Source organism: Streptomyces sp. NPDC047981 (genome assembly GCF_040653315.1).
Lineage (GTDB): Bacteria > Actinomycetota > Actinomycetes > Streptomycetales > Streptomycetaceae > Streptomyces.
The window spans coordinates 43897-69012 of sequence record NZ_JBEZNQ010000045.1 but is presented as its reverse complement, the minus strand read 5'-3'; the positions used below and the strand labels follow the sequence as shown (position 1 = coordinate 69012).

The 25116-nt window shown below is 71.3% G+C and carries 18 protein-coding genes; 13 read left to right on the top strand and 5 right to left on the bottom strand.

Annotated features, from left to right (window positions below):
• Positions 1 to 140 precede the first annotated feature (140 nt).
• Positions 141 to 482, bottom strand: a complete 342-nt coding sequence (locus AB0E14_RS25070; RefSeq protein ID WP_362422188.1) for an antitoxin — start codon at positions 480 to 482, stop codon at positions 141 to 143.
• Positions 483 to 537: 55 nt separating this feature from the next.
• Complete coding sequence (locus tag AB0E14_RS25065) at positions 538 to 777, bottom strand: gliding motility protein (protein WP_362422185.1); 240 nt, start codon at positions 775 to 777, stop codon at positions 538 to 540.
• Between the two features lie 261 nt (positions 778 to 1038).
• Between AB0E14_RS25065 and miaA the strand changes: the two genes are divergently transcribed.
• From miaA to hflX, 6 genes are all read left to right on the top strand, one after another.
• Complete coding sequence (gene miaA, locus AB0E14_RS25060) at positions 1039 to 1977, top strand: tRNA (adenosine(37)-N6)-dimethylallyltransferase MiaA (protein ID WP_362422182.1); 939 nt, start codon at positions 1039 to 1041, stop codon at positions 1975 to 1977.
• Positions 1978 to 2085: 108 nt separating this feature from the next.
• Complete coding sequence (locus AB0E14_RS25055; protein ID WP_362422207.1) at positions 2086 to 2550, top strand: hypothetical protein; 465 nt, start codon at positions 2086 to 2088, stop codon at positions 2548 to 2550.
• A 79-nt stretch (positions 2551 to 2629) separates the two neighbouring features.
• Positions 2630 to 3505 (top strand): diaminopimelate epimerase, encoded by an 876-nt coding sequence (gene dapF / locus AB0E14_RS25050; protein WP_362422179.1) that lies wholly within the window; start codon positions 2630 to 2632, stop codon positions 3503 to 3505.
• Between the two features lie 197 nt (positions 3506 to 3702).
• Positions 3703 to 5835, top strand: a complete 2133-nt coding sequence (locus AB0E14_RS25045) for an HD domain-containing protein (RefSeq protein WP_362422176.1) — start codon at positions 3703 to 3705, stop codon at positions 5833 to 5835.
• 134 nt (positions 5836 to 5969) lie between these two features.
• Entirely contained in the window at positions 5970 to 7466 is a 1497-nt protein-coding gene (locus AB0E14_RS25040; protein WP_362422173.1) for a M1 family metallopeptidase, read from the top strand.
• A 129-nt stretch (positions 7467 to 7595) separates the two neighbouring features.
• Entirely contained in the window at positions 7596 to 9089 is a 1494-nt protein-coding gene (gene hflX / locus AB0E14_RS25035) for a GTPase HflX (protein WP_362422170.1), read from the top strand.
• Between the two features lie 126 nt (positions 9090 to 9215).
• On the opposite strand, the gene AB0E14_RS25030 is transcribed toward hflX, so the two are convergent.
• Together AB0E14_RS25030 and AB0E14_RS25025 are read right to left on the bottom strand one after the other, a co-directional pair.
• Positions 9216 to 10385, bottom strand: coding sequence for a hypothetical protein (locus AB0E14_RS25030; protein WP_362422167.1), 1170 nt, complete (start codon positions 10383 to 10385; stop codon positions 9216 to 9218).
• A gap of 121 nt (positions 10386 to 10506) precedes the next feature.
• Entirely contained in the window at positions 10507 to 11682 is a 1176-nt protein-coding gene (locus AB0E14_RS25025) for a hypothetical protein (protein WP_362422164.1), read from the bottom strand.
• A 413-nt stretch (positions 11683 to 12095) separates the two neighbouring features.
• On the opposite strand from AB0E14_RS25025, the gene AB0E14_RS25020 reads away from it, so the two are divergent.
• From AB0E14_RS25020 to AB0E14_RS25000, 5 genes are all read left to right on the top strand, one after another.
• On the top strand, positions 12096 to 13448 hold the full coding sequence (locus tag AB0E14_RS25020) for a diaminobutyrate--2-oxoglutarate transaminase family protein (RefSeq protein WP_362422204.1): 1353 nt from the start codon (positions 12096 to 12098) through the stop codon (positions 13446 to 13448).
• Between the two features lie 63 nt (positions 13449 to 13511).
• Positions 13512 to 15395: an IucA/IucC family protein gene (locus AB0E14_RS25015; RefSeq protein WP_362422161.1), complete on the top strand. Its 1884-nt coding sequence runs from the start codon at positions 13512 to 13514 to the stop codon at positions 15393 to 15395.
• A 76-nt stretch (positions 15396 to 15471) separates the two neighbouring features.
• Entirely contained in the window at positions 15472 to 16164 is a 693-nt protein-coding gene (locus tag AB0E14_RS25010) for a GNAT family N-acetyltransferase (protein WP_362422158.1), read from the top strand.
• A gap of 67 nt (positions 16165 to 16231) precedes the next feature.
• Entirely contained in the window at positions 16232 to 18130 is a 1899-nt protein-coding gene (locus AB0E14_RS25005; protein ID WP_362422201.1) for an IucA/IucC family siderophore biosynthesis protein, read from the top strand.
• A gap of 37 nt (positions 18131 to 18167) precedes the next feature.
• Entirely contained in the window at positions 18168 to 20141 is a 1974-nt protein-coding gene (locus AB0E14_RS25000; protein WP_362422155.1) for an ATP-dependent DNA helicase, read from the top strand.
• A 132-nt stretch (positions 20142 to 20273) separates the two neighbouring features.
• Here AB0E14_RS25000 and lexA read toward each other — a convergent pair whose 3' ends face one another.
• On the bottom strand, positions 20274 to 21065 hold the full coding sequence (gene lexA, locus AB0E14_RS24995) for a transcriptional repressor LexA (RefSeq protein WP_362422152.1): 792 nt from the start codon (positions 21063 to 21065) through the stop codon (positions 20274 to 20276).
• Between the two features lie 478 nt (positions 21066 to 21543).
• Here lexA and nrdR point away from each other — a divergent pair, with 478 nt between their 5' ends.
• Both nrdR and AB0E14_RS24985 read left to right on the top strand, forming a co-directional pair.
• The gene (gene nrdR / locus AB0E14_RS24990) at positions 21544 to 22056 is read left to right on the top strand and encodes a transcriptional regulator NrdR (RefSeq protein ID WP_362422198.1); all 513 of its coding nucleotides are present in this window, start codon (positions 21544 to 21546) and stop codon (positions 22054 to 22056) included.
• Between the two features lie 161 nt (positions 22057 to 22217).
• A complete protein-coding gene (locus tag AB0E14_RS24985) occupies positions 22218 to 25106 on the top strand; it encodes a vitamin B12-dependent ribonucleotide reductase (RefSeq protein ID WP_362422149.1) in 2889 nt (962 codons plus the stop codon).
• Positions 25107 to 25116 lie beyond the last annotated feature (10 nt).

Genomic DNA, 25116 nt, shown 5'->3' with positions numbered 1-25116 from the left:
CGGGTTGTCCTTGCGTGGGTCCCGGCCCGCGGGCCCCCCCCCCCGTCAGCTGGGGTACCTCGCCCGGGCGGCGGCCCGGGCGCCGGCCGCCCCCCCCCCCCCCCCCCGTGCGGGAGGGACCGAAGGGGTGACGCCGGAGGTCAGGAGGCCGACGGCGGACCCTGCGCAGGATCCGGGCCCTGACCCGGAGTCTGCGCGGGCCCCTGCCCCGGACTCTGGCCCTGCCCCGGTGCTCGGCTCTCGCCGGAGCCCTTGGCGCCGCCGTCGGCGTCGTCCTTGTGGGCGATCCGCTCCAGAGCGTCCTTGGCCTTGCCAGTGCCCGATTCGATCGTGGCGCTGTACTTGCCCTTGGTCTTCTCGTCGACCAGCTTCGCGGCCTTGTCCAGACCCTGGTCGATCTTGGCCTCATGCTGCTGGGCGAGGCCCGAGACCTTGTCCTTGGCCGGGGCGAGCTTGGCCTTCAGTGAATCCAGGAGACCCATCGGGTCACCTTCCCTCCGGTGAGTCCGTCTGCCGTGCCCTGTCGCCGGGAGCCCGCTACTTCCGGGCGCTCTCTCCGGCCTCGTTGTCCGCGGCCTCGTCCGCCGACTGCTGCTTCGGAATCTCCACGGCCGCCTCGGCGACCTCCGGCTCGACGGCCTCCGCCGCGGGGGCCTCGTCGCCCGCCTCGGCGCGGTCGACCGACTCCACCGGCGAGCCGGTCTCGGCGCCGGCCTCCGCCTCGCCGGCCCCGCCGCTCGTCGCTCCGGCCTCCGCCCCGTCGGGCGCGTCCGTCACGGCGACAGCCTGGGCCTCCTCCGTCGACGGCTCGGCAGCTGTCTTGCTCTTCCGCCGAAACATTGCAAAAACGCCCATTTCAACTCCATAGCGTACTCGTGTGGGATAAGGCCCGTGGTGCCCGGAGCGCCCTGTTGCGCCACCCGGCGCGGCCGGTACGGAAAACCGGCGGTCGGAACCTCGCAACTGGCAACGAACCCGGTGTCGGACCGTCACGTCGCTCGTTCGGGGACCCGCCGGGAGGTTTGCGAGACTGTGACGGTGAGAACTGCAGCTCCCGCCCCGCGGGTCATCGCCGTCGTCGGTCCTACTGCGGCCGGAAAGTCCGATCTGGGTGTATTCCTTGCCCAGCAACTGGGCGGCGAGGTCGTCAATGCGGACTCGATGCAGCTCTACCGAGGGATGGACATCGGTACCGCCAAGCTGACGCTCGAGGAGCGCGGTGGCGTGCCGCACCACCTCCTGGACATCTGGGACGTCACGGAGGCCGCCAGCGTCGCCGAGTACCAGCGCCTCGCCCGCACCGAGATCGAACGGCTCCTGGCGGAGGGCCGCAGCCCGATCCTGGTAGGCGGCTCAGGCCTCTACGTACGGGGTGCCATCGACTCCCTCGAGTTCCCGGGCACGGACCCGGCCGTACGCGCCCGCCTGGAGGCCGAGCTGGAGGAGCGCGGCTCCGGGGTGCTGCACGCCCGCCTCGCCGCGGCCGACCCCGACGCCGCCCGGGTGATCCTCCCCAGCAACGGCCGGCGCATCGTCCGGGCCCTGGAGGTCATCGAGATCACTGGCAAGCCCTTCACCGCCAACCTGCCCGGCCCCGACCCGATCTACGACACCGTGCAGATCGGCGTCGACGTGGGCCGCCCCGAACTCGACGAACGGATCACCGCGCGCGTGGACCGGATGTGGGAGGCCGGACTCGTCGACGAGGTGCGCGCCCTGGAGGCGCTCGGGCTGCGCGAGGGGCGCACGGCCGCCCGCGCGCTCGGCTACCAGCAGGTGCTCACGGCGCTCGCGGGGGAGTGCACCGAGGACGAGGCGCGGGCCGAGACCGTACGCGCCACCAAGCGCTTCGCGCGCCGTCAGGACTCGTGGTTCCGGCGCGACCCGCGCGTCCACTGGCTGAGCGGTGCGGCGGAGGACCGCGCGGAACTCCCGGGGCAGGCGCTGACGTTGGTCGAACGAGCGGTTACAGCCTGATCACGTGATGGCATCGGGACGCCATGCCCGTCATTCCGGGGGTCTCTGGCGTGCCATCATCGAGCATCGATCGACCAATGTGGAGTCCGAGTGGGAGGGCGCGTGGCGATGGAGGCCGGCCCTCGCGACACAGAGCAGCAGGACGCGGTCCCGGGCGAAGCTCCGGGTGACGCGCCCGGTTTGAGCCCGGACGGACCCGACGACGCCGAAGGCTCGTCCGTCGAGGTCGACGCCGACGAGGTCGAGGTCGAGCTGCGGCCGCAGCGCAGGCTGCGGATCTGGCAGCTCGCGCCCATCGTGGGCCTCGCCGCGGTCGGGTCCCTGATGTTCGCCTTCCCCCTCGCCTTCGGCTCCGGGGACGGCGGCGCCGTCGTCGCCATGCTCGGCCTCCTGATCAGCTGCTGCGCCGCGGGCTGGGGCATGATGGCCGCCCGCAAGGTCGGCTCCGCCTGGCCCGGCCTCCCGGCCCGCGGCTCCGGAGAGCGGCCGAACTGGCGAGTGATCGCCCTGTACGTGTTCTTCAGCGTGCTCCTGGTGGCCCTGGCCGTCTGGCGCGTGGCCCGCCTCCGCTGACCACCCGGGCGGGGCGTCCCCGCCGCCCGAGGGGTGGACCTTCGAGCGGCTGTCGGACCCGGCCCGTACAGTTGATCCCGTGACCACCACGCAGACCTCGCCGATCGCTTTCCTCAAGGGCCACGGGACCGAGAACGACTTCGTGATCGTCCCCGACGCCGACAACGCCATCGACCTGCCGCCCGCCCTCGTCGCCCGGCTGTGCGACCGCCGTGCCGGCATCGGCGGCGACGGTGTGCTGCACGTGGTCCGCAGCGCGGCCCACCCCGAGGCCCGCGCCATGGCCGACGAGGCCGAGTGGTTCATGGACTACCGCAACGCCGACGGCTCGGTCGCCGAGATGTGCGGCAACGGCGTCCGCGTCTTCGCCCGCTACCTGGAGCACGCCGGCCACATCACGGCCGGCGAGGTCGCCGTCGCCACCCGGGGCGGGGTCAAGCACGTCCATCTGGACAAGGACGGCTCCGTCACCGTCTCCATGGGCCGCGCCCGGCTCCCCGAGGACGGTGTGACCGTCACGGTCGACGGCCGTAGCTGGCCCGCCCGCAACGTGAACATGGGCAACCCGCACGCCGTCGCCTTCGTCGAGTCCCTCGACCACGCGGGCAATCTGTTCACCGAGCCTCCGTACGCCCCCGCCGAGGTCTTCCCCGACGGCGTGAACATCGAGTTCGTCGCCGACCGTGGCACCCGCCACGTGGCCATGCGGGTGCACGAGCGCGGCGCGTCCGAGACCCGCTCGTGCGGCACGGGAGCGTGCGCCGTCGCCGTCGCCACGGCGCGCAGGGACGGCATCGACCCGGCCGTGACCCGAGAGCCCGTCGCGTACACCGTGGACGTGCTCGGCGGGACGCTGACCATCACTGAGCACCCCGACGGCGAGGTCGAGATGACCGGCCCCGCCGTGATCGTCGGCGAGGGCACCATCGATCCCTCCTGGCTCGCCGAGAACTGAGTCCCGGGCCCGGGACCCAGAGCAGCGAGGGGCTCGTTCGAAACTGTCAACGACTGGCCGTTCGCTCGAATGGGTGATCCGTTTCACGCTGGGCGAGAGCGGGACTGCGCCACGTGGTGGGGTCGGTAGCATCAAGCACCGGCCCCGCGGGCACGCCTTGCCCGTCCACCGCCGGTCGACGTCGCCGGAGGTGCCCCATGAGTGCAGAGGCCACCAACCCTGTGAGCGCAGCGGAGGCCACGGGCCCCGACGCTCCCAGCCGCAGGCGCGCCCGTCCGAGAATCGATCTCCGCAGGCTGGGCCGCGCCGCACTGCTCGGTCCCGCCGCCCGGGGGGACCGGCTACCCGACGCCATCGGACATGTCGCGGAGGCGCACCGGGCCCATCACCCCGACGCCGACCTGGCCGTGCTGCGGCGGGCGTACGTGCTGGCCGAGTCCTCGCACCGGGGCCAGTTCCGCAAGAGCGGTGAGCCGTACATCACGCATCCCCTCGCCGTCACGCTCATCCTCGCCGAACTCGGCGCCGAGACGACGACGTTGACCGCCGCCCTGCTCCACGACACCGTCGAGGACACCGAGGTGACGCTCGATCAGGTACGGGAGCAGTTCGGCGACGAGGTCGCCTATCTCGTCGACGGCGTCACCAAGGTGGAGAAGATCGACTACGGCGCCGCCGCCGAACCCGAGACCTTCCGCAAGATGCTCGTCGCCACCGGCAACGACGTCCGGGTCATGTCGATCAAACTCGCCGACCGGCTCCACAACATGCGCACGCTCGGTGTCATGCGGCCGGAGAAACAGGTCAGGATCGCCAAGGTCACCCGGGACGTCCTCATCCCGCTCGCCGAACGGCTCGGGGTCCAGGCGCTCAAGACCGAACTGGAGGACCTCGTCTTCGCGATCCTCCACCCCGAGGAGTACGAGCGGACCCGCGCCCTCATCGCCGACAACACCGGCGCGGGCGACGCCCTCGCCGCCATCGCCGAGAGTGTCTCCACCGTCCTGCGCGACGCGGACATCGCCGCCGAAGTCCTTGTCAGGCCCCGGCACTTCGTCTCCGTCCACCGTGTCCGCCTCAAGCGCGGCGACCTGCGCGGCAGCGACTTCGGGCGGCTTCTCGTCCTGGTCGCGGAGGACGCCGACTGTTACGCCGTCCTCGGCGAGCTCCACACCTGCTTCACCCCGGTGATCTCCGAGTTCAAGGACTTCATCGCGGCGCCCAAGTTCAACCTGTACCAGTCGCTGCACACCGCCGTCGCCGCCCCCGACGGCGCCGTCGCCGAAGTCCTCATCCGCACCCACCAGATGCACAAGGTCGCCGAGGCCGGCGTCGTGGCGCTCGGCAACCCGTACACACCCCCGGCGGGTGGCGACGGCGCCGAGCCTGCGGACGACGGAGAGCGCGCCGACCCCACCCGGCCCGGCTGGCTCTCCCGGCTCCTCGACTGGCAGCAGGCCACCCCCGACCCGGACACTTTCTGGACCTCGCTGCGCGCCGACCTCGCCGAGGACCAGGAGATCACCGTCTTCCGCGCCGACGGCGGCATGCTCGGCCTGCCTGCCGGAGCGAGCTGCGTGGACGCCGCCTACGCCCAGCACGGAGCCGCCGCCCACAGTTGTCTGGGCGCCCGCGTCAACGGCCGTCTGGCGACGCTCAGTACGGTGCTGAACGACGGCGACACCGTCCAGCTCCTGCTCGCCCAGGACTCCACCTCCGGGCCCTCACCGGGCTGGCTCGAACACGCCCGCACCCCCGCCGCCCGGATCGCCATCACCGCCTGGCTCCAGGCGCACCCCGAGGCCGCCGGGGCGCCCGAGGCCGACCCCAGACCCCCTGTCTCCGTCACGGCCGACCGCCGCTCGGGAGCCAGGCTGCGCGCCGACCTTCCCGGCGCCCAGGCCACCGCCGTACGTCCGGCAGGGTGTTGCACCCCCGTACCCCCCGACGAGATCACCGGCTTCCAGGTACGCGGCGGTTCCGTCACCGTCCACCGCACCGGCTGCGCGTCCGTCGACACCATGCGCGGCCTCGGGCGGGCGCCCGTCACCGTCCACTGGGGCGACACGGCGGAGTGCCGCGTCACCCTCGTCGCCGAGGCCTTCGGCAGGCCACGGCTCCTCGCCGACCTCACCGAGGCCATCGCCGCCGCGGACGTCGCCGTCGTCTCCGCGACCGTCGAGCCCCCGAACGAACAGCGGGTCCGGCACACGTACACCCTCCAACTCCCGGACGCGGCAGGTCTGCCGTCCCTCATGCGCGCCATGCGCGACGTCGCCGGCGTGTACGACGTGAGCCGCGCCCAGCACCCCGCCACGCCCGGGGTCTGAGCACCGGCGCCGGGCCGCGCCCCCGAGGGCCGCGCCCGCGAGGGCCTGCCCTTGTCAGCACCGGCGTGACCCCTTCGGGTGGCCGGCGCGCGCGCCGCCCGGGGCTGCGGCCACGGCACTGGTAGCCGTAGCCCATGCCGCTCACACCACCCCGGAATCCGTCTCCACGCGCGCGGTGGCTGCGCTCCGCCGTCCTGGTCGCCGCATCGGCCGGACTCGTCGCCGCCGCCCTCCCCGCGCCCGCGCCGCTCGGCATCGGGGACCCCCTCTTCCCTCACCTCGGCAACCCCGGTTACGACGTCCTCTCGTACGACATCGGCCTCACCTACCCGGGCAGCAACAGCCGGCCGCTCGCCGGCGTGACCCGCGTCGAAGCCCTGGCCACCGCCGACCTGGAGCGGATCAACCTCGACTTCACCCATGGAACGGTCTCTTCCGTCACCGTCGACGGAGCACCGGCGGCCTTCGAGACCAGTGGCGAAGACCTGGTGATCACGCCCGACCGGGCGACCGAGAGCGGCGACGCCCTGACCATCGTCGTCAGCCACACCAGCGACCCCAGCGGCCCCGCCGACGCAGGCGGCTGGGTCCGCACCGGTGACGGACTCGCCATGGCCAATCAGGCCGACGCCGCCCACCGCGTCTTCCCCTCGAACGACCACCCCGCCGACAAGGCGTACTTCACGTTCCGTATCACCGCGCCCAGCGCCCTGACGGCCGTCGCCAACGGCCTCCCGGCCGGCCGGACCACCGACGGGACCACCACCACCTGGACCTACCGCACGGCCCACCCGATGGCCACCGAGCTCGCCCAGGTCTCCATCGGCCGCACCACCGTCGTCCACCGCACCGGGCCGCACGGCCTCCCGCTGCGGGACGTGGTCCGCACCGCCGACCGCGACCTCCTGGAGCCCTGGCTGGGGCGCACCCCCGGACACGTCGAGTGGATGGAGCGCCAGGTCGGCCCGTACCCCTTCGAGACCTACGGCCTACTGATCGCCGACGCGGAGACCGGCTTCGAACTGGAGACGCAGACCCTTTCTCTCTTCGAGAGAAGACTGTTCACCGATCCCGGCTTCCCCGAGTGGTACGTCGACTCGGTCATGGTCCACGAGCTCGCCCACCACTGGTTCGGCAACAGCGTCTCGCCCCGCACCTGGTCCGACCTGTGGCTCAACGAGGGACACGCGAGCTGGTACGAGGCCCTGTACGCGGAGGAGACCGCGGGACAGTCCCTGGAGCGGCGCATGAAGGCTGCCTACGGCGCCTCCGACACCTGGCGCGCGAGCGGCGGACCACCCGCCGCCCCCGAGCCGCCCACACCCGGCCAGAAGATCAGCCTCTTCCGTCCCGTCGTCTACGACGGCAGCGCCCTGGTCCTCTACGCGCTCCGCGAGGAGATCGGCACGGAGGCGTTCCAGAAGCTGGAGCGCCGCTGGGTGAGCGAACACCGGGACGCCTCGGCCACCACCGCCGACTTCACCGCCCTGGCCGCCGAGGTAGCGGGGCGTGACCTCACGTCCTTCTTCACCGGCTGGCTGTACGCCGACAAGACCCCGCCGATGCCCGGACACCCCGACTGGCGCTCCCGGCCGGCGGACGGCCTACGCGGCCCCGCGAAGGCCCGGTGAAACCGGGATGACGAGCGCGCGCCGAGCATGTCACCATCAACGGGTCGACGACGCGGTCGGCCCGGGAATCTTTCACCGCCGTCACACGTTGTGATCGACGCAACCACTTTCCATCGACGTAAGGATCCAATGACCTCCTCTTCATCCCCTTCCCAGGACGAGCAGAGCTTCGCGGACGCGCGCCGCACCGAGAGCCTTCGGGCCGATGCCCTGATGGAAGAGGACGTCGCCTGGAGCCACGAGATCGACGGAGAGCGGGACGGCGACCAGTTCGACCGCTCCGAGCGCGCCGCCCTGCGGCGCGTGGCGGGCCTCTCCACCGAACTCGAGGACGTCACCGAGGTCGAGTACCGGCAGCTGCGCCTCGAGCGCGTCGTGCTGGTCGGTGTGTGGACCTCGGGGACCGTTCAGGACGCGGAGAACTCCCTCGCGGAGCTCGCGGCCCTCGCCGAGACGGCGGGCGCCCTCGTGCTCGACGGCGTGATCCAGCGCCGTGACAAGCCGGACCCGGCCACCTTCATCGGCTCGGGCAAGGCACGCGAGCTGCGGGACATCGTGCTCGAGACCGGCGCCGACACCGTCGTCTGCGACGGCGAACTCAGCCCCGGTCAGCTCATCGCCCTCGAAGACGTCGTCAAGGTGAAGGTGGTCGACCGGACCGCCCTGATCCTCGACATCTTCGCCCAGCACGCCAAGTCCCGAGAGGGCAAGGCGCAGGTCGCGCTCGCGCAGATGCAGTACATGCTGCCGCGGCTGCGAGGCTGGGGTCAGTCGCTCTCCCGTCAGATGGGTGGCGGCGGCGGTGGCGGCATGGCCACCCGTGGCCCCGGTGAGACCAAGATCGAGACCGACCGGCGTCGGATCCGCGAGAAGATGGCGAAGATGCGCCGGGAGATCGCGGAGATGAAGACCGGCCGCGACGTCAAGCGGCAGGAGCGGCGGCGTCACAAGATCCCGTCGGTCGCCATCGCCGGTTACACCAACGCGGGCAAGTCCTCGCTGCTCAACCGGCTGACCGGCGCGGGTGTGCTGGTGGAGAACGCCCTGTTCGCCACCCTCGACCCGACCGTCCGCCGGGCCGAGACGCCCAGCGGCCGGGTCTACACCCTGGCCGACACCGTCGGGTTCGTACGGCACCTGCCGCACCACCTCGTCGAGGCGTTCCGCTCCACCATGGAGGAGGTCGGCGACTCCGACCTCATCCTGCACGTGGTGGACGGCGCGCACCCGGCTCCGGAGGAGCAGCTCGCCGCCGTGCGCGAGGTGTTCCGCGACGTCGGCGCGGTGAACGTGCCGGAGATCGTCGTCATCAACAAGGCGGACGCGGCCGACCCGCTCATCCTCCAGCGGCTGATGCGCGCCGAGCGGCACGCGATCGCGGTCTCCGCCCGCACCGGCGAGGGCATCGAGGAGCTCCTGGCGCTGATCGACGCCGAGCTGCCGCGCCCGCAGGTCGAGATCGAGGCACTCGTGCCGTACACGGAAGGCGGCCTCGTCTCCCGGGTGCACGCCGAGGGTGAGCTGCTCTCCGCGGAGCACACCCCGGAAGGCACGCTGCTGAAGGCGCGGGTGCACGAAGAGCTCGCCGCGTCCCTCGCGCCGTTCGTCCCGGCAGCGCACTGACACCGGGTCCGCCACGACCCGACCGTCGCGGCAGACCAACGGGAAGGCCCCGCCCCTCATCGAGGAGCGGGGCCTTCCGCATGTCATCCGCGGCCGGTCACAGCCGGGGCCGCGACCGTACGCCGATCAGCGGGCGAACTTCTTGCTCACCATCTCGTGCGCGTCCTTGGCACCCTTGCCCAGCTGCGGTCCCGCCAGCCAGCCGTTGCCGCCGGCCGGGCCGATCGAGGTGTTCGACACCAGGGCCGGCTTGCCGTTCGGCATGGTCCGGATCCAGCCGCCGCCCGAGGAACCACCGGTCATGGTGCAGCCGATGCGGTACATCGTGGGCGTCGCGGGCGCGGTCGTCAGCCGGGTCGGCCGGTCCACGCACTTGTGCATGATCAGGCCGTTGTACGGCGCCGCCGCCGGGTAGCCCCAGGCGCCCATGTAGCCGGCCTGGGCGTGCGCGGGAGCCGAGAAGTCGATCGGCAGCGCGACGCCGACGGTCTCCTCCAGGGACTTCTTCCCCTGCTGCGGCTTCACGTGCAGCACCGCGTAGTCGTACGGCCAGGCCGCGTTCGTACCGCCGCGGTTGATCCACTCGCCCGAGGTCACGGCCCAGTCCGCCCAGTACTGACCGTACGGCGCGACCTCGTGCGGCTGCGCGTTGCGCAGCGCGGCCGGCGACTTGCCGAGGTCGTTGTAGGCCGGGACGAAGGTGATGTTGCGGTACCAGCCGCCTCGCTGACCGGCGTGGACGCAGTGGCCCGCGGTCCACACCATGTTGGACTTCCCGGGCCGGCGCGGGTCCTTCACGATCGTGCCGGAGCAGACCATGCTGCCCTCCGGCCCGTCGAAGAAGATCTTGCCCACGGGCGCCGCGTTGCGGTGGTACGGGGTCTTCTCGCGCTGGGCCTGGACGGGCCGCGGCAGCGGGTCGGTGCCCCCGGAACCCGCCGTCGTCGTCATCGACTGGTCAGGGCTCTTCGCGGACTGCATCCGCTCGGAGTCCCAGAGCCCGTCGATCACGGGGTTGACGAAGTCCTCGGCCTCACGGAGCCAGGTGTCCTTGTTCCAGTTCTTCCACTCGCCGCTCTTCCACTTCTCGACGTCGACGCCGTGCTTCTTCAGCTTGTCGGCGATGTCCGAGGGGATCGCGGGGTCCTCGCCGCCTCCCGTGGCGGAGGCGGAGGCGCTCGGCCCCCCGGCGGGCTTGTCGGCCGCCGGCGTCTCGGTCGGGCCGCAGGCCGTGGCGGTCAGCGCGAGCGCCGAGACCAGGCCCAGGGTGGCTGGAAGCAGTCGTATGGAACGCATGTGTAGGGATCCCCCTGATGGAAGTGCCGGGTCGGGCGCGCGGAGGGTCCGCGCGCGGAACCCGATGATGTCGTGGGACGGGGCGGGACCCCTGCGGGATCCCGCCCCGTAACGCCGCGTCCTAGCGGCCGGCGAACTTCTTGCTCACCGCGTCGTAGATGCCCTTGGCCTCGGCGCCCAGGCGCGGGCCGGCCAGCCAGCCGGCCGTGACCGGGCCGATCGAGGTGTTGGACACCAGCGCCGGCTTGCCGTCCTGGCCCGTGGCCACCCAGCCGCCACCGGACGAACCACCGGTCATCGTGCAGCCGATGCGGTACATCGTGGGCTGCTCCGCCTTGATGGACAGGCGGCCCGGCCTGTCCGCGCACTGGTACATCTTCTGGCCGTCGAACGGCGCGCCCGCCGGGTAGCCGGTCGCCTTCATGTCCGCGATCTTCGAGACCGCCGGAGCGTTGAAGTCCACCGGAAGCGCCGAACCGACCGTCTCCTCCAGCGACTTGCCGGTGGAGCCCTTCTCCGGCGTCACGTGGATCACCGCGAAGTCGTACGGAGCGCCCTGACCGCCGGTCGACGCGCCCTCCGAGATCCACTGCTCCGAGGTCTGCGCCCAGTCGCCCCACCAGACGCCGTAGGGAGCGACCTGCTCGCGCGTCGCGTTCTGCAACTGCGCGGTCGGCAGGGCCTTGTCGTTGTACGACGGAACGAAGGCGATGTTGCGGTACCAGCCGCCCTTCTTGCCCGCGTGCACGCAGTGACCCGCCGTCCAGACCATGTTGGACTTGCCGGGGTTGGCCGGGTCCTGGACGACGGTGGCCGAGCAGACCATCGAACCCTCGGGCCCGTCGAAGAACACCTTGCCCGCCTCAGGGGCGTTGGAGTGGTACGGCGCCTGCACGCCCTTCGCCCTGACCGGCGCGGGGGTCGGGTCCGTGACGCCCTTGTCGCCCGAGATGTCCTCCTCCTCGACCGGCTTGTCCGGGCGCTGGGCGTCCCTCATCCGGTCCGGGTCCCAGAGGTCCTCGATGATCGGGTTGACGTAGTCCTTCGCCTCACGCAGCCACTTGTCGCGGTCCCAGTTCTTCCACTCGCCGTTCCGCCACTTGTCCAGATCGATCCCGTGCTCCTTGAGCCGGTCCTTCAGATCGTCCGGAATCGTGATCTTGTCGCCGGTGGACGGGCTGGCGGGCGTGGCGGGCTTGTCTCCCGCGTTCTCCTCGCTCGGGCCGCAGGCCGTCGCCGTCAGCGTCAGCGCCGCGACGGCTGCCGCCGCGGCCAGCAGCGGACGAATCGATCGCATCTCGTGATCCCCCTGGGACTACGTCAACTTGTGCATGAGTGAACTGTGATGGCGCCCGACAGGCGCCGAAGTGCGGCCCCCACTATGCCGGTGCCGGAGGGGACGGTACGCGCCAGGTCCACGGTTCCGCCCCTCGTGGAGCCGTTGCCGGGTCGTGATCCCCACCACGCCAAGGATCTTGAGATTCTCCCGTGATCCTTGGCGCGTCTCGTCGTTGGTACGTACGGGGGACACCGAGGCAGCGTTCAAGACCACCGTTCGCGGTGTGCAGCAACGTACCGATGTGCAACGCAACTGTTACCGCGGGAGGACACCGAGCCGTGGCCGTGACCGAACCAGCTCCGGCCGTACCGTCGGCCGCGCACGCGTACCAGGGGGAGCGGAGAGCAGGCGAAGGAGCCGCTCACGAAGGCATCCTGCGCCGCCAGTCGTTGCGCGAGTCCGCCGCGCGCACCTACGCGCGCTCGCTGCCGATCGTGCCCGTCCGGGCCCGGGGCCTGACCATCGAGGGCGCGGACGGGCGGCGCTATCTGGACTGCCTCTCCGGCGCGGGGACCCTGGCGCTCGGGCACAACCACCCGGTGGTCCTCGAAGCCATCAGGAAGGTGCTCGACTCCGGCGCACCCCTCCACGTCCTCGACCTCGCGACGCCGGTCAAGGACGCCTTCACCACTGAGCTGTTCGCCACGCTGCCCGCCGGGCTCGCCGAGAACGCGCGCATCCAGTTCTGCGGACCGGCCGGGACGGACGCGGTCGAGGCCGCCCTGAAACTCGTCCGCACGGCCACCGGCCGCAGCGGGCTGCTCAGCTTCACCGGCGCCTACCACGGCATGACGGCCGGCGCGCTGAACGCCTCCGGTGGCGCGACGGACGTACGGGTCACGCGGCTGCCCTACCCGCAGAACTACCGCTGCCCCTTCGGCGTCGGCGGGCCGCGCGGGGCCGAACTGGCCGCGCGCTGGACGGAGAACCTCCTCGACGACCCGAAGAGCGGGGTGATGACGCCCGCGGCGATGATCCTCGAACCGGTACAGGGGGAGGGCGGGGTCATCCCCGCGCCCGACGACTGGATGCGGCGCATGCGGGAGCTCACCGCGGCGCGGTCCATCCCGCTCATCGCCGACGAGGTCCAGACGGGCGTCGGCCGCACCGGTGCCTTCTGGGCCGTCGAGCACAGCGGCGTCGTCCCCGACGTCATGGTCCTCTCGAAGGCCATCGGCGGCTCCCTCCCGCTGGCGGTCGTCGTCTACCGCGCCGAGCTCGACGCCTGGGAGCCCGGCGCCCACGCGGGCACCTTCCGGGGCAACCAGCTCGCCATGGCAGCCGGGGCCGCCACCCTCGCCTACGTACGGGAGAACCGGCTCGCCGACCGCGCCGCGACGCTGGGCGCCCGCATGCTCGCCCGGCTCCAAGGTCTGGCCGCCGTCCACCCCTGCATCGGCGACGTGCGCGGCCGGGGCCTCATGATCGGCGTCGAACTGGTCGATCCGGCCGCCGAGAGTGCCGACTCCGCCGTCCCGCCGGTCGACCCGGCACTCGCCGCCGCCGTCCAGCAGGAGTGTCTGGATCGAGGGCTCATCGTCGAACTCGGCGGCCGCCACTCGGGCGTCGTGAGGCTCCTGCCCCCGCTGACCCTCACCGACGAGCAGGCCGAAGCCGTCCTCGACCGCTTCGCCGACGCCCTCGCCGCCGCCGAACGCACCCACCGCCCGCCCGCTCAGGACGCGCGGCTCCTGAAGACCCCCGGACCGGCCGGACCGGCCTGACCGTCCCCCTCATCCCGGCCCGCCCCCGGCCCGCCCCCCGGTCCCCCTCCCAAGGAAGCCCCCGTGAACGCCAGCCCCGCCTCCGAAGCGTCCGACACCGGCAGCGCCGCGCACGGCCCGCTCACCGTCGAGCAGGCCACCGTCCCGCGCCAGCACTCCGGCCCGTACGACACCCAGCCCACGCCCGCGCGAACGGTCGCGAACGCCACCGGCGCCACCGCCACCCGGCCCGACCACCTCGACGACCCGGATCCGCAGCGCGCCGCCGACGCGGCGACCATCGAGAACCTGCTCCGCTGCTGGGTACGCGAGAAGAACCTGCCCACGCCCGGCTCGGCGACCCTGCGCATCCCTCTCGAAGCCAGCGGCACCGCCCTCCTGGTCCCCGTCCTCTACTGGTCGCCCACGGGATGGCACCGCTTCGGCCCCCCGGCTCTCGAAGGCCTCCACCCCACCGCCCCGAAGGTCGACGCGGTCACCGTCGCCGCCCTGATCAGCCGCGAGACCGGCCGCCCCGAAGGCACCGAACTCGTCGGCCGCGTCGCCGACTCGGCCCGCCGCACCGCCGACTTCATCGCCGAACGCCGCAGCCGCCCCACCCCCGGACCGGACGCCGACCTGTTCCTCACCGCCGAGCAGTCGCTGCTCCTCGGCCACCCGCTCCACCCGACCCCCAAGAGCCGCGAGGGACTCTCCGAAGCCGAAGCCCGGCTCTACTCGCCCGAGCTGTACGGCTCCTTCCCGCTGCACTGGATGGCCGTCGCCCCCTCGGTCCTCGCCGCGGACTCGGCCTGGACGGAACAGGGCCGCCCGGTCAGCGCCGCCCAGCTCGCCCTCGGTCTCGCCGAAGGACTCGAACTGCCCTCGGGGACCGTCCCTTTGCCGCTGCACCCCTGGCAGGCCCGCGAACTGGCCCACCGCCCCGCCGTCGCCTCCCTCTTCGACGCCGGCCTCCTCCACGACCTCGGTCCCGCCGGCGCCGCCTGGCACCCCACCTCCTCCGTCCGCACCGTCCACCGGCCCGGCGCCCGCACGATGCTCAAGCTCTCCCTCGGAGTGCGCATCACCAACTCCCGCCGTGAGAACCTCCGCAAGGAACTCCACCGCGGAGTCGAGGTCCACCGCCTTCTCCGTACGGGCCTGGTCGACCAGTGGCAGGCCGCTCACCCCGGCTTCGACATCGTCCGCGACCCCGCCTGGCTCGCCGTCGACACCCCGGACGGAGCGCCCGTCCCCGGTCTCGACGTGATGATCCGGCACAACCCCTTCACCACCGGCGACGACGCCGTCTGCATCGCCGCCCTCACTGCCCCCCGCCCGTGGCCCGGCACCACACGGATGCGCTCCCGGCTCACCGACATCGTCACCCGCCTCGCCGCCCGCACGGGCCGCCCGACGACCGCCGTCGCCGCCGAGTGGTTCCTGCGCTACCTCGACCAGGTCGTCCGTCCCGTCCTCTGGCTGGACGGAGTGGCCGGAGTCGCCCTGGAGGCCCACCAGCAGAACACCCTGGTGCTCCTCGACCCGGACGGCTGGCCCATCGGCGGCCGCTACCGTGACAACCAGGGCTACTACTTCCGAGAGTCCCGCCGCGAGGAGCTGGACGGCCGCCTCCCCGGCATCGGAGCCACCAGCGACACGTTCGTCTCCGACCAGGTCACCGACGAGCGCTTCGCCTACTACCTCGGCATCAACAACGTCCTCGGACTCATCGGCGCCTTCGGCGCCCAGCGCCTCGCCGACGAACGCGTCCTGCTCGCCGGGTTCCGCCAGTTCCTCACCTCCTCCATCAGCCTCGGGTCACCGCTGCCGCACCGGCTCCTGGAAGCCGCCACCCTGCGCTGCAAGGCCAACCTCCTGACGCGGCTGCACGGCCTCGACGAACTCGTCGGTCCCGTCGACACCCAGTCCGTCTACGTCACCATCACCAACCCCCTCCGTTCCTGAGGCTGCCGCAGCTCACCCCCGCCCACGTGGTCGGGGGACCGCCATCCGACCGAACCGCCGAGAGGAGAGCCCCACCGTGCCTCCCACCGATGCGCGCCCCGCCGCCGACCCGGGCGGCGACGACACCCTGGACCTGCACCTCTCGGACGAACTCGTCGCACTCATCTCCGCCGGGGAGAACCCCGCGCCCCCGGACGGCGACCTCCTCGACGCGGTCGCCTCCTGGGGCCCGGTCACCACCCCCGTCGGCTCGTTCCAACTCGTACCCGTCCACCTCGAACGCGACCTGAGCCTCATCGCCCGGTGGATGAACGACCCGGCCGTCGCCGCCTTCTGGGAGCTCGCCGGCCCCGAGACCGTCACGGCCGCCCACATACGCGCCCAACTCGACGGCGACGGACGCAGCGTGCCCTGTCTCGGAGTCCTCGACTCCACGCCCATGAGCTACTTCGAGATCTACCGGGCCGATCTCGACCCGATCGCCCGGCACTATCCCGCTCGCCCGCACGACACCGGCGTCCACCTCCTCCTCGGTTGCGTCGCCGACCGAGGGCGAGGTCTCGGCAGCGCACTGCTCCGTGCCGTCGCCGATCTCGCGCTCGATCACCGTCCCCGGTGCACCCGCGTCATCGCCGAACCCGACCTGCGCAACACCCCCTCCGTCTCGGCCTTCCTGACCGCCGGCTTCCGCCTCTCCGCGGAAGTCGACCTCCCCGACAAGCGAGCCGCCCTCATGGTCCGCGACCGCGCCCTTCGTCACGTCCTGTGAACGCCTCCCTGCCTTACTTACACCGCTCGACCCACAGCGGTTCCCACCCCGAGGAGTCCTCGTGCCGATGTCACCTGCCACCCATGACTCCGTACTGCTCGCACCGCCCGAGCTGACCCCCGAGGCATGGCAGCGAGCCGCCGCCCGTCTGCTCACCAAGACCATCGCCGAGTTCGCTTACGAAGAGATCATCGAACCGGTCCCGCTGGCCGAGACCGCGGCGGATGAGACCTCGAAGGCCGGCGCCGCCTCATCCGAAACCGCCTCGGCCGAAACCGCCTCCGTCGGCACCACGCAGGCCGGGTCCCCCGACGGCCCCGGCCCCCGCGGAGGTGCAAGCCCTTACCTCCTGCACCTCGACGACGGCTCGGCCCTGACCTTCACGGCCGCCCGAGGCGCCTACGGAAGCTGGCGCATCACCCAGGACTCGCTCCTGCTCGACGGACGACCGCTGACCGACCCCCTCGACTTCCTGGTCCGCGCACGCCGCCTCCTGAACCTCGACGGCGCCACCCTCGGCCACCTGATCCGCGAGCTCACCACCACCCTCGCCGCCGACGCCCGCCTCGACCGGACCGCGCTCACGGCCGACCGGCTCGCGGACCTCGGATACGCCGAGCTGGAAGGCCACCAGACCGGTCACCCCTGGCTCGTCCTCAACAAGGGCCGGATCGGGTTCTCCGCCTCCGACGCCGCCCACTGGGCCCCCGAAGCCCGCCGCCCCGCGCGCCTGCCCTGGATCGCCGTCAGCACCGACCTCGCGTCCTATCGCGGGGTCCCCGGCCTCGACACCCCCGACCGGCTCTACGACCGCGAACTCGACCCCGACGTCCGCGAGACCTACCGCGCCACCCTGCGCGCCCGAGGCCTCGACCCCGACCGGTACCTTCTCCTGCCGGTCCACCCCTGGCAGTGGGACGAGATCATCCTGCCGCTCTACGCCCCCGCCGTCGCGGCCGGCGCGATCGTCCCGCTGCCCGCCGACGGGGACCTGCGCCTGCCGCAGCAGTCCATCCGTACGTTCCTCAACACGAGCAGGCCCGACCGGCACACCGTGAAGCTGCCGCTCTCCGTGCTGAACACCCTCGTGTGGCGCGGGCTCCCCACGGAGCGGACCCTCGCCGCCCCCGCCGTCACCGCCTGGGTCCACGGGCTCCGCGACGCCGACCCCTTCCTCCGCGACGAGTGCGGGGTGATCCTGCTCGGCGAAGTCGCCTCCGTCAGCGTCGAGCACCCCCTCTACGACCGGCTCCCCGAGGTCCCGTACCAGTACAAGGAACTCCTCGGCACGATCTGGCGCGAACCTCTCAGGCTGCCACCCGGCGAACGCGCCCGGACCCTGGCCGCCCTGCTGCACACGGACCCGAACGGCCGCGCCTTCGTCGCCGAACTCGTCGAGCGGTCCGGCCTCGCCCCCACAGCGTGGCTGCAGCGGCTCTTCGCCGCGCTGCTCCCGCCGCTGCTGCACTTCCTCTACCAGTACGGAACCGTTTTCTCCCCGCACGGCGAGAACGCCGTCGTCGTCTTCGACGACCACGATGTGCCCGTACGCCTGGCGATCAAGGACTTCGTCGACGACGTCAACATCAGCGCCCACCCGCTGCCCGAGCACGACGCCATGCCCGACGACGTCCGGGCGGTGCTGCTGACCGAGGAACCCGACTTCCTCACGCAGTTCATCCATTCAGGGCTGTTCGTCGGCGTCTTCCGCTACCTGGCGCCGCTCTGCGAGGAGCAACTCGCCGTACCGGAGGCCGATTTCTGGGCTCTCGTCCGGGCCGAGATCGTGCGGCACCAGGCACGGTTCCCGGAACTGAAGGAACGGTTCGAACTCTTCGATCTCCTCGTGCCCCGGATCGAGCGTCTCTGTCTCAACCGGAACCGCCTGCATCTGGACGGCTACCGCGACCGCCCCCAGCGACCGCACGCCGCCGTCCACGGAACGGTGCCGAATCCGCTCGCGTGATCCGACTGTCAGTGCCGCGCCGTAGGGTGGACGCGCTATGACGAAGCCATCCCTCCCCGATCTCCTGCACGCCGCCGTCTCCGCCGTCGGCGGCGTGGAGCGGCCCGGCCAGGTCACCATGGCCGAAGCCGTTGCCGAGGCCATCGACGACAGCTCCCACCTGCTGGTCCAGGCCGGCACCGGCACCGGAAAGTCCCTCGGCTACCTGGTGCCGGCGCTTGCGCACGGTGAGCGCGTGGTGGTCGCCACGGCCACACTGGCGCTCCAGCGCCAGCTGGTCGAGCGCGATCTTCCGCGCACGGTCGAGGCCCTGCACCCGCAGCTGCGCCGCCGTCCGGAGTTCGCGATGCTCAAGGGACGATCGAACTACCTCTGCCTCCACCGCCTCCACGAAGGCGTGCCCCAGGACGAGGAGGAGGGCCTCTTCGATCCCTTCGAGGCGGCAGCCCCGACCAGCAAGCTGGGCCAGGACCTGATGCGGCTCCGCGACTGGTCGGACGAGACGGAGACGGGCGACCGGGACGATCTGACCCCCGGTGTCTCGGACCGTGCCTGGGCCCAGGTGTCGGTCTCCTCCCGTGAGTGCCTGGGCGCGTCCAAGTGCGCGTACGGCGCAGAGTGCTTCGCCGAGGCCGCACGGGAGCGGGCGAAGCTGGCGGAGGTCGTCGTCACCAACCACGCTCTGCTCGCCATCGACGCGATCGAGGGCGCTCCGGTGCTGCCGCAGCACGAGGTGCTGATCGTGGACGAAGCCCATGAGCTGGTCTCCCGGGTCACCGGGGTCGCCACCGGCGAGCTCACCCCCGGCCAGGTCAACCGCGCCGTCCGCCGGGCGGCCAAGCTCGTCGACGAGAAGGTCGCCGACCAGCTCCAGACCGCCGCCGAGGGTTTCGAGCGGCTCATGGAGCTGGCCCTGCCCGGCCGGCTGGAGGAGATCCCCGAAGACCTCGGGTACGCGCTGATGGCCCTGCGGGACGCCGCGCGCACGGTGATCTCGGCGCTCGGTACCACCCGGGACAAGTCCGTCCAGGACGAGGACGCCGTGCGCAAGCAGGCCCTCGCCTCCGTGGAGAGCGTCCACGCCGTCGCCGAGCGCATCACCCTGGGCTCCGAATGGGACGTCGTCTGGTACGAACGCCACGACCGTTTCGGCGCCTCCCTCAGGGTCGCCCCGCTCTCCGTGTCGGGGCTGCTCCGGGAGAAGCTCTTCGCCGACCGTTCCGTGGTCCTCACCTCGGCCACTCTGAAGCTGGGCGGTGACTTCAACGGGGTCGGCGCCTCCCTGGGTCTTGCTCCCGAGGGCACCAAGGGCGACGACATCCCGGAGTGGAAGGGCATCGACGTCGGCTCGCCGTTCGACTACCCCAAGCAGGGGATCCTGTACGTCGCCAAGCACCTGGCCCGCCCCGCGCGCGACGGCGACCGGACGGACATGCTCGACGAGCTGACCGAGCTGATGCAGGCGGCGGGCGGCCGGACGCTCGGCCTGTTCTCGTCGATGCGGGCGGCCCAGCTCGCCGCCGAGGAGCTGCGCACCCGGATCCCGGAGTTCCCGATCCTCCTCCAGGGCGAGGACACCCTCGGTGAGCTGATCAAGAACTTCTCCGCCGATCCGCAGACGTGCCTCTTCGGCACGCTCTCCCTCTGGCAGGGAGTGGATGTCCCGGGGGCCAGCTGCCAGCTGGTCGTCATGGACAAGATCCCCTTCCCGCGCCCCGACGATCCGCTGATGAGCGCCCGCCAGAAGGCGGTGGAGGACGCGGGGGGCAACGGCTTCATGGCCGTGGCCGCCACGCACGCGGCCCTGCTGATGGCCCAGGGTGCTGGGCGGCTCGTGCGGGCCACCGGAGACCGCGGCGTGGTCGCCGTGCTCGATCCGAGGCTCGCCACGGCCCGTTACGGCAGCTATCTGAAGGCTTCGCTGCCCGACTTCTGGTACACGACGGACCGTAACCAGGTGAGGAAGTCGCTGTCCGCGATCGATGCGGCGTCGAAGGCAGCAGGAGTCTGAGGGCAGGCGAGACGGCCGGAGACACGGACCGGGTCCCGCCGTGTGGAACGGCAGGACCCGGGAGGGGACAGAGCAGGGCCCCGGGACCGGCGCAGTGGGTCCCGGGGCCCGGTCAGAGCCGGCGAGGTGGTGTCACACCCGCCGCAGAACCGCGACGACCTTGCCGAGGATGGTGGCCTCGTCACCAGGGATCGGCTGGTACGCCGCGTTGTGCGGCAGCAGCCAGACGTGGCCGTCCTCGCGCTTGAAGCGCTTGACCGTGGCTTCGCCGTCGAGCATGGCGGCGACGATGTCCCCGTTCTCCGCGACCGGCTGGCGGCGGACGGTGACCCAGTCCCCGTCGCAGATCGCAGCCTCGATCATCGAGTCGCCGACCACCTTCAGGACGAAGAGCTCGCCGTCACCCACCAGCTGCCGGGGGAGCGGGAAGACGTCCTCGACCGACTCCTCGGCGAGGATCGGGCCACCTGCGGCGATCCGGCCGACGAGGGGCACGTACGACGCGGCGGGCTTGCCGGAGGTGTCCGTCGGCTGGGTGCTCGGCTGGTCGGACCCACGTACCTCGTACGCCCGGGGGCGGTGCGGGTCTCGGCGCAGGAAGCCCTTGCGCTCCAGCGCCATCAGCTGGTGCGCCACGGAGGACGTGCTGGAGAGGCCCACCGCCTGCCCGATCTCGCGCATCGACGGCGGGTAGCCACGCCGCTGGACCGAGTCCCGGATGACCTCGATCACCCGGCGCTGCCGGTCGGTGAGGCCGGAGCTGTCGGCCCTGATGCCAGGAGGTCGTCCGGGCAACGAGCGCGCAGGCCGGCCCGGCTCCCCATCCCCGTTCATGGCTGCGTCATTCATGGCATGCACCGCCTCGAGTCGGCCCTGGGAGCGGTCCTGGGCAGTGATGGTGGCACTGTCTGCGGTGGTGGTCACGTCGGCGGCCCCTCTCGAATGGTCTCCCTGGCTGGCACAACGGTAGTGGCTTTCGAAAGGTTGCGCCAAACACACGTTCGAGTGAAAAAACGCAGATTGCCTTACGTGTGTACGCGGCTGGGTGTATATGCGGGTCCAGGCGCCGGTGGCAATTCGGTCATTACGGTACCGTTCCGTGCCGGGCCGGACGCGGGTGGGGGTGCTGTTCCAGTCTCGCATCCCGTGGGCCCGGATCGGCGGCGCCGCGCGCTTCCCGTACCCTCGTGGCCGGTCGGGCGTCCGTCCTCGCGCGACACGCGCGAAGTGCCGGAAACGCGCCCAACACCAGATCTAGTGGTTGGATTGCATCAGCCACCCAGAAGTAGTGGTCCCCGGTCTGTCGCGGGTGCCCGCATCGCCTATGCTGGTGGTCGCTTCGAGGGCCTTGACGGGCCTGGCGAGGCCATACAGTCGTGCCATGAGGGAGGGTCGGAACACCATGCACTGCCCCTTCTGCAGGCACCCCGACAGCCGCGTCGTCGACAGTCGCACCACCGACGACGGGACGTCGATCCGACGCCGCCGCCAGTGCCCCGACTGCTCCCGTCGTTTCACGACGGTCGAGACGTGCTCGCTCATGGTGGTGAAGCGCTCGGGCGTGACCGAACCCTTCAGCCGCACCAAGGTCATCTCCGGCGTGCGCAAGGCGTGCCAGGGGCGGCCCGTGACCGAGGACGCCCTCGCCAAGCTCGGCCAGCGGGTCGAGGAGGCGGTGCGCGCCACCGGGAGCGCCGAGCTGACCACCCATGACGTGGGTCTGGCCATCCTCGGCCCGCTGCAGGAGCTCGACCTCGTCGCGTACCTGCGCTTCGCATCCGTCTACAAGGCTTTCGACAGCCTCGACGACTTCGAGGCCGCCGTCGCGGAACTCCGCGATCGACGGCCATCCGCAGAGGACGGCGAGAGCGGAGCGACCCCCGGGGTCCCCGTTCCCGCCACCGCCGCCGACTGACCGGCCGACCGGGCCGAGAGCCCGGTCGCGACCGGCCGCGTCGCGGCCGAAAAGACGTGTCACGAGCGCTCCGAGCGGCGCTCGCGGCAGCAGACAAAGAAGACAGTGCCCTGGGATTATCTGGGCACTTAAGGGTGTTTTGCCCGTATATGGGAGGCGGCATGACAGAGACGGCGAGCGGTCCGGCACGAGGTTCCCGCGCCAAGGGAGCCAAGGCGACCAAGGGCCTGCGCATCGAGCGCATCCACACCACCCCGGGCGTGCATCCGTACGACGAGGTGGTCTGGGAGCGTCGTGACGTCGTCATGACCAACTGGCGCGACGGCTCGGTCAACTTCGAGCAGCGTGGCGTCGAGTTCCCCGACTTCTGGTCGGTGAACGCGGTCAACATCGTCACCAGCAAGTACTTCCGCGGGGCCGTCGGCACCCCGCAGCGCGAGACCGGTCTCAAGCAGCTCATCGACCGGATCGTGAAGACCTACACGAAGGCCGGCGAGGAGTACGGCTACTTCGCCTCGCCCGCCGACGCGGAGATCTTCGAGCACGAGCTGGCCTACGCCCTCCTGCACCAGATCTTCAGCTTCAACTCCCCGGTGTGGTTCAACGTCGGTACGCCGCAGCCCCAGCAGGTCTCCGCCTGCTTCATCCTGGCCGTCGACGACTCCATGGAGTCGATCCTCGACTGGTACAAGGAAGAGGGCATGATCTTCAAGGGCGGCTCCGGCGCCGGCCTGAACCTCTCCCGCATCCGCTCCTCCAAGGAGCTCCTCTCCTCCGGCGGCAACGCCTCCGGCCCGGTCTCCTTCATGCGGGGCGCCGACGCCTCCGCAGGAACGATCAAGTCGGGTGGCGCCACCCGCCGCGCGGCCAAGATGGTCATTCTCGACGTCGACCACCCCGACATCGAAGACTTCATCGAGACCAAGGTCAAGGAGGAGGAGAAGATCCGCGCCCTCCGTGACGCGGGCTTCGACATGGACCTGGGCGGCGACGACATCACGTCCGTCCAGTACCAGAACGCCAACAACTCGGTCCGTGTGAACGACGAGTTCATGAAGGCCGTCGAGAACGGCGGGAAGTTCGGCCTGCGTGCCCGCATGACCGGTGAGGTCATCGAGGAGGTCGACGCCAAGTCGCTGTTCCGCAAGATGGCCGAGGCCGCGTGGGCCTGTGCCGACCCGGGCATCCAGTACGACGACACCATCAACCGCTGGCACACCTGCCCCGAGTCCGGCCGGATCAACGGCTCGAACCCGTGCAGCGAGTACATGCACCTGGACAACACGTCCTGCAACCTCGCCTCGCTGAACCTGATGAAGTTCCTCAAGGACGACGGCAAGGGCAACCAGTCGTTCGACGTCGAGCGTTTCGCCAAGGTCGTCGAGCTCGTCATCACCGCGATGGACATCTCCATCTGCTTCGCCGACTTCCCCACCCAGAAGATCGGTGAGAACACCCGCGCCTTCCGCCAGCTGGGCATCGGCTACGCCAACCTCGGCGCCCTGCTCATGGCCACCGGCCACGCGTACGACTCCGACGGCGGCCGCGCCCTTGCCGGTGCCATCACCTCGCTGATGACCGGAACCTCGTACAAGCGCTCGGCCGAGCTCGCCGCGGTCGTCGGCGCGTACGACGGCTACGCCCGCAACGCCGAGCCGCACCAGCGCGTCATGAAGCAGCACGCCGACGCCAACACCTCGGCCGTCCGCATGGACGACCTCGACTCGCCGATCTGGGCCGCCGCCACGGAGGCCTGGCAGGACGTGCTCCGCCTCGGCGCCAAGAACGGCTTCCGCAACGCCCAGGCGTCGGTCATCGCCCCGACCGGCACCATCGGCCTCGCGATGTCCTGCGACACCACCGGTCTCGAGCCCGACCTCGCCCTGGTCAAGTTCAAGAAGCTGGTCGGCGGCGGCTCGATGCAGATCGTGAACGGCACGGTCCCGCAGGCCCTGCGCCGCCTGGGTTACCAGGAGGAGCAGATCGAGGCGATCGTCGCCCACATCGCCGAGAACGGGAACGTGATCGACGCCCCCGGTCTGAAGACCGAGCACTACGAGGTCTTCGACTGCGCCATGGGCGAGCGTTCCATCTCCGCGATGGGCCACGTCCGCATGATGGCGGCCATCCAGCCGTGGATCTCCGGCGCCCTCTCCAAGACCGTGAACCTGCCGGAGACGGCCACGGTCGAGGACGTCGAGGAGGTCTACTTCGAGGCCTGGAAGATGGGCGTCAAGGCGCTCGCGATCTACCGCGACAACTGCAAGGTCGGCCAGCCCCTCTCCGCCAAGAAGAAGGAGGCGGAGAAGGCCGAGGTCACCGCGAAGTCCGAGGCGACGATCCGCGAGGCCGTCGAGAAGGTCGTGGAGTACCGCCCGGTCCGCAAGCGGCTGCCCAAGGGCCGCCCGGGGATCACCACCTCGTTCACCGTCGGTGGCGCCGAGGGCTACATGACCGCCAACTCCTACCCGGACGACGGTCTCGGTGAGGTGTTCCTGAAGATGTCGAAGCAGGGTTCGACGCTCGCCGGCATGATGGACGCCTTCTCCATCGCCGTCTCCGTCGGTCTGCAGTACGGCGTTCCGCTCGAGACGTACGTCTCGAAGTTCACCAACATGCGCTTCGAGCCGGCCGGCATGACGGACGACCCGGACGTGCGGATGGCGCAGTCGATCGTCGACTACATCTTCCGCCGCCTGGCGCTGGACTTCCTGCCCTTCGAGACCCGCTCCGCGCTCGGCATCCACTCGGCCGAGGAGCGTCAGCGGCACCTGGAGACGGGCTCCTACGAGCCCGCCGACGACGAGGTGGACGTCGAGGGCCTGGCCCAGTCCGCCCCGCGCCAGACGGAGACCCTGAAGGCCGTCTCGACCCCGCCGAAGGTGGAGGTGCCGGCCCCGAAGCAGGCGCACACCTCGGCGGAACTCGTCGAGATGCAGCTGGGGATCAGCGCGGACGCCCCGCTCTGCTTCTCGTGCGGCACGAAGATGCAGCGGGCGGGCTCCTGCTACATCTGCGAGGGCTGCGGCTCGACGAGCGGCTGCAGCTGAGCCGTCGGCT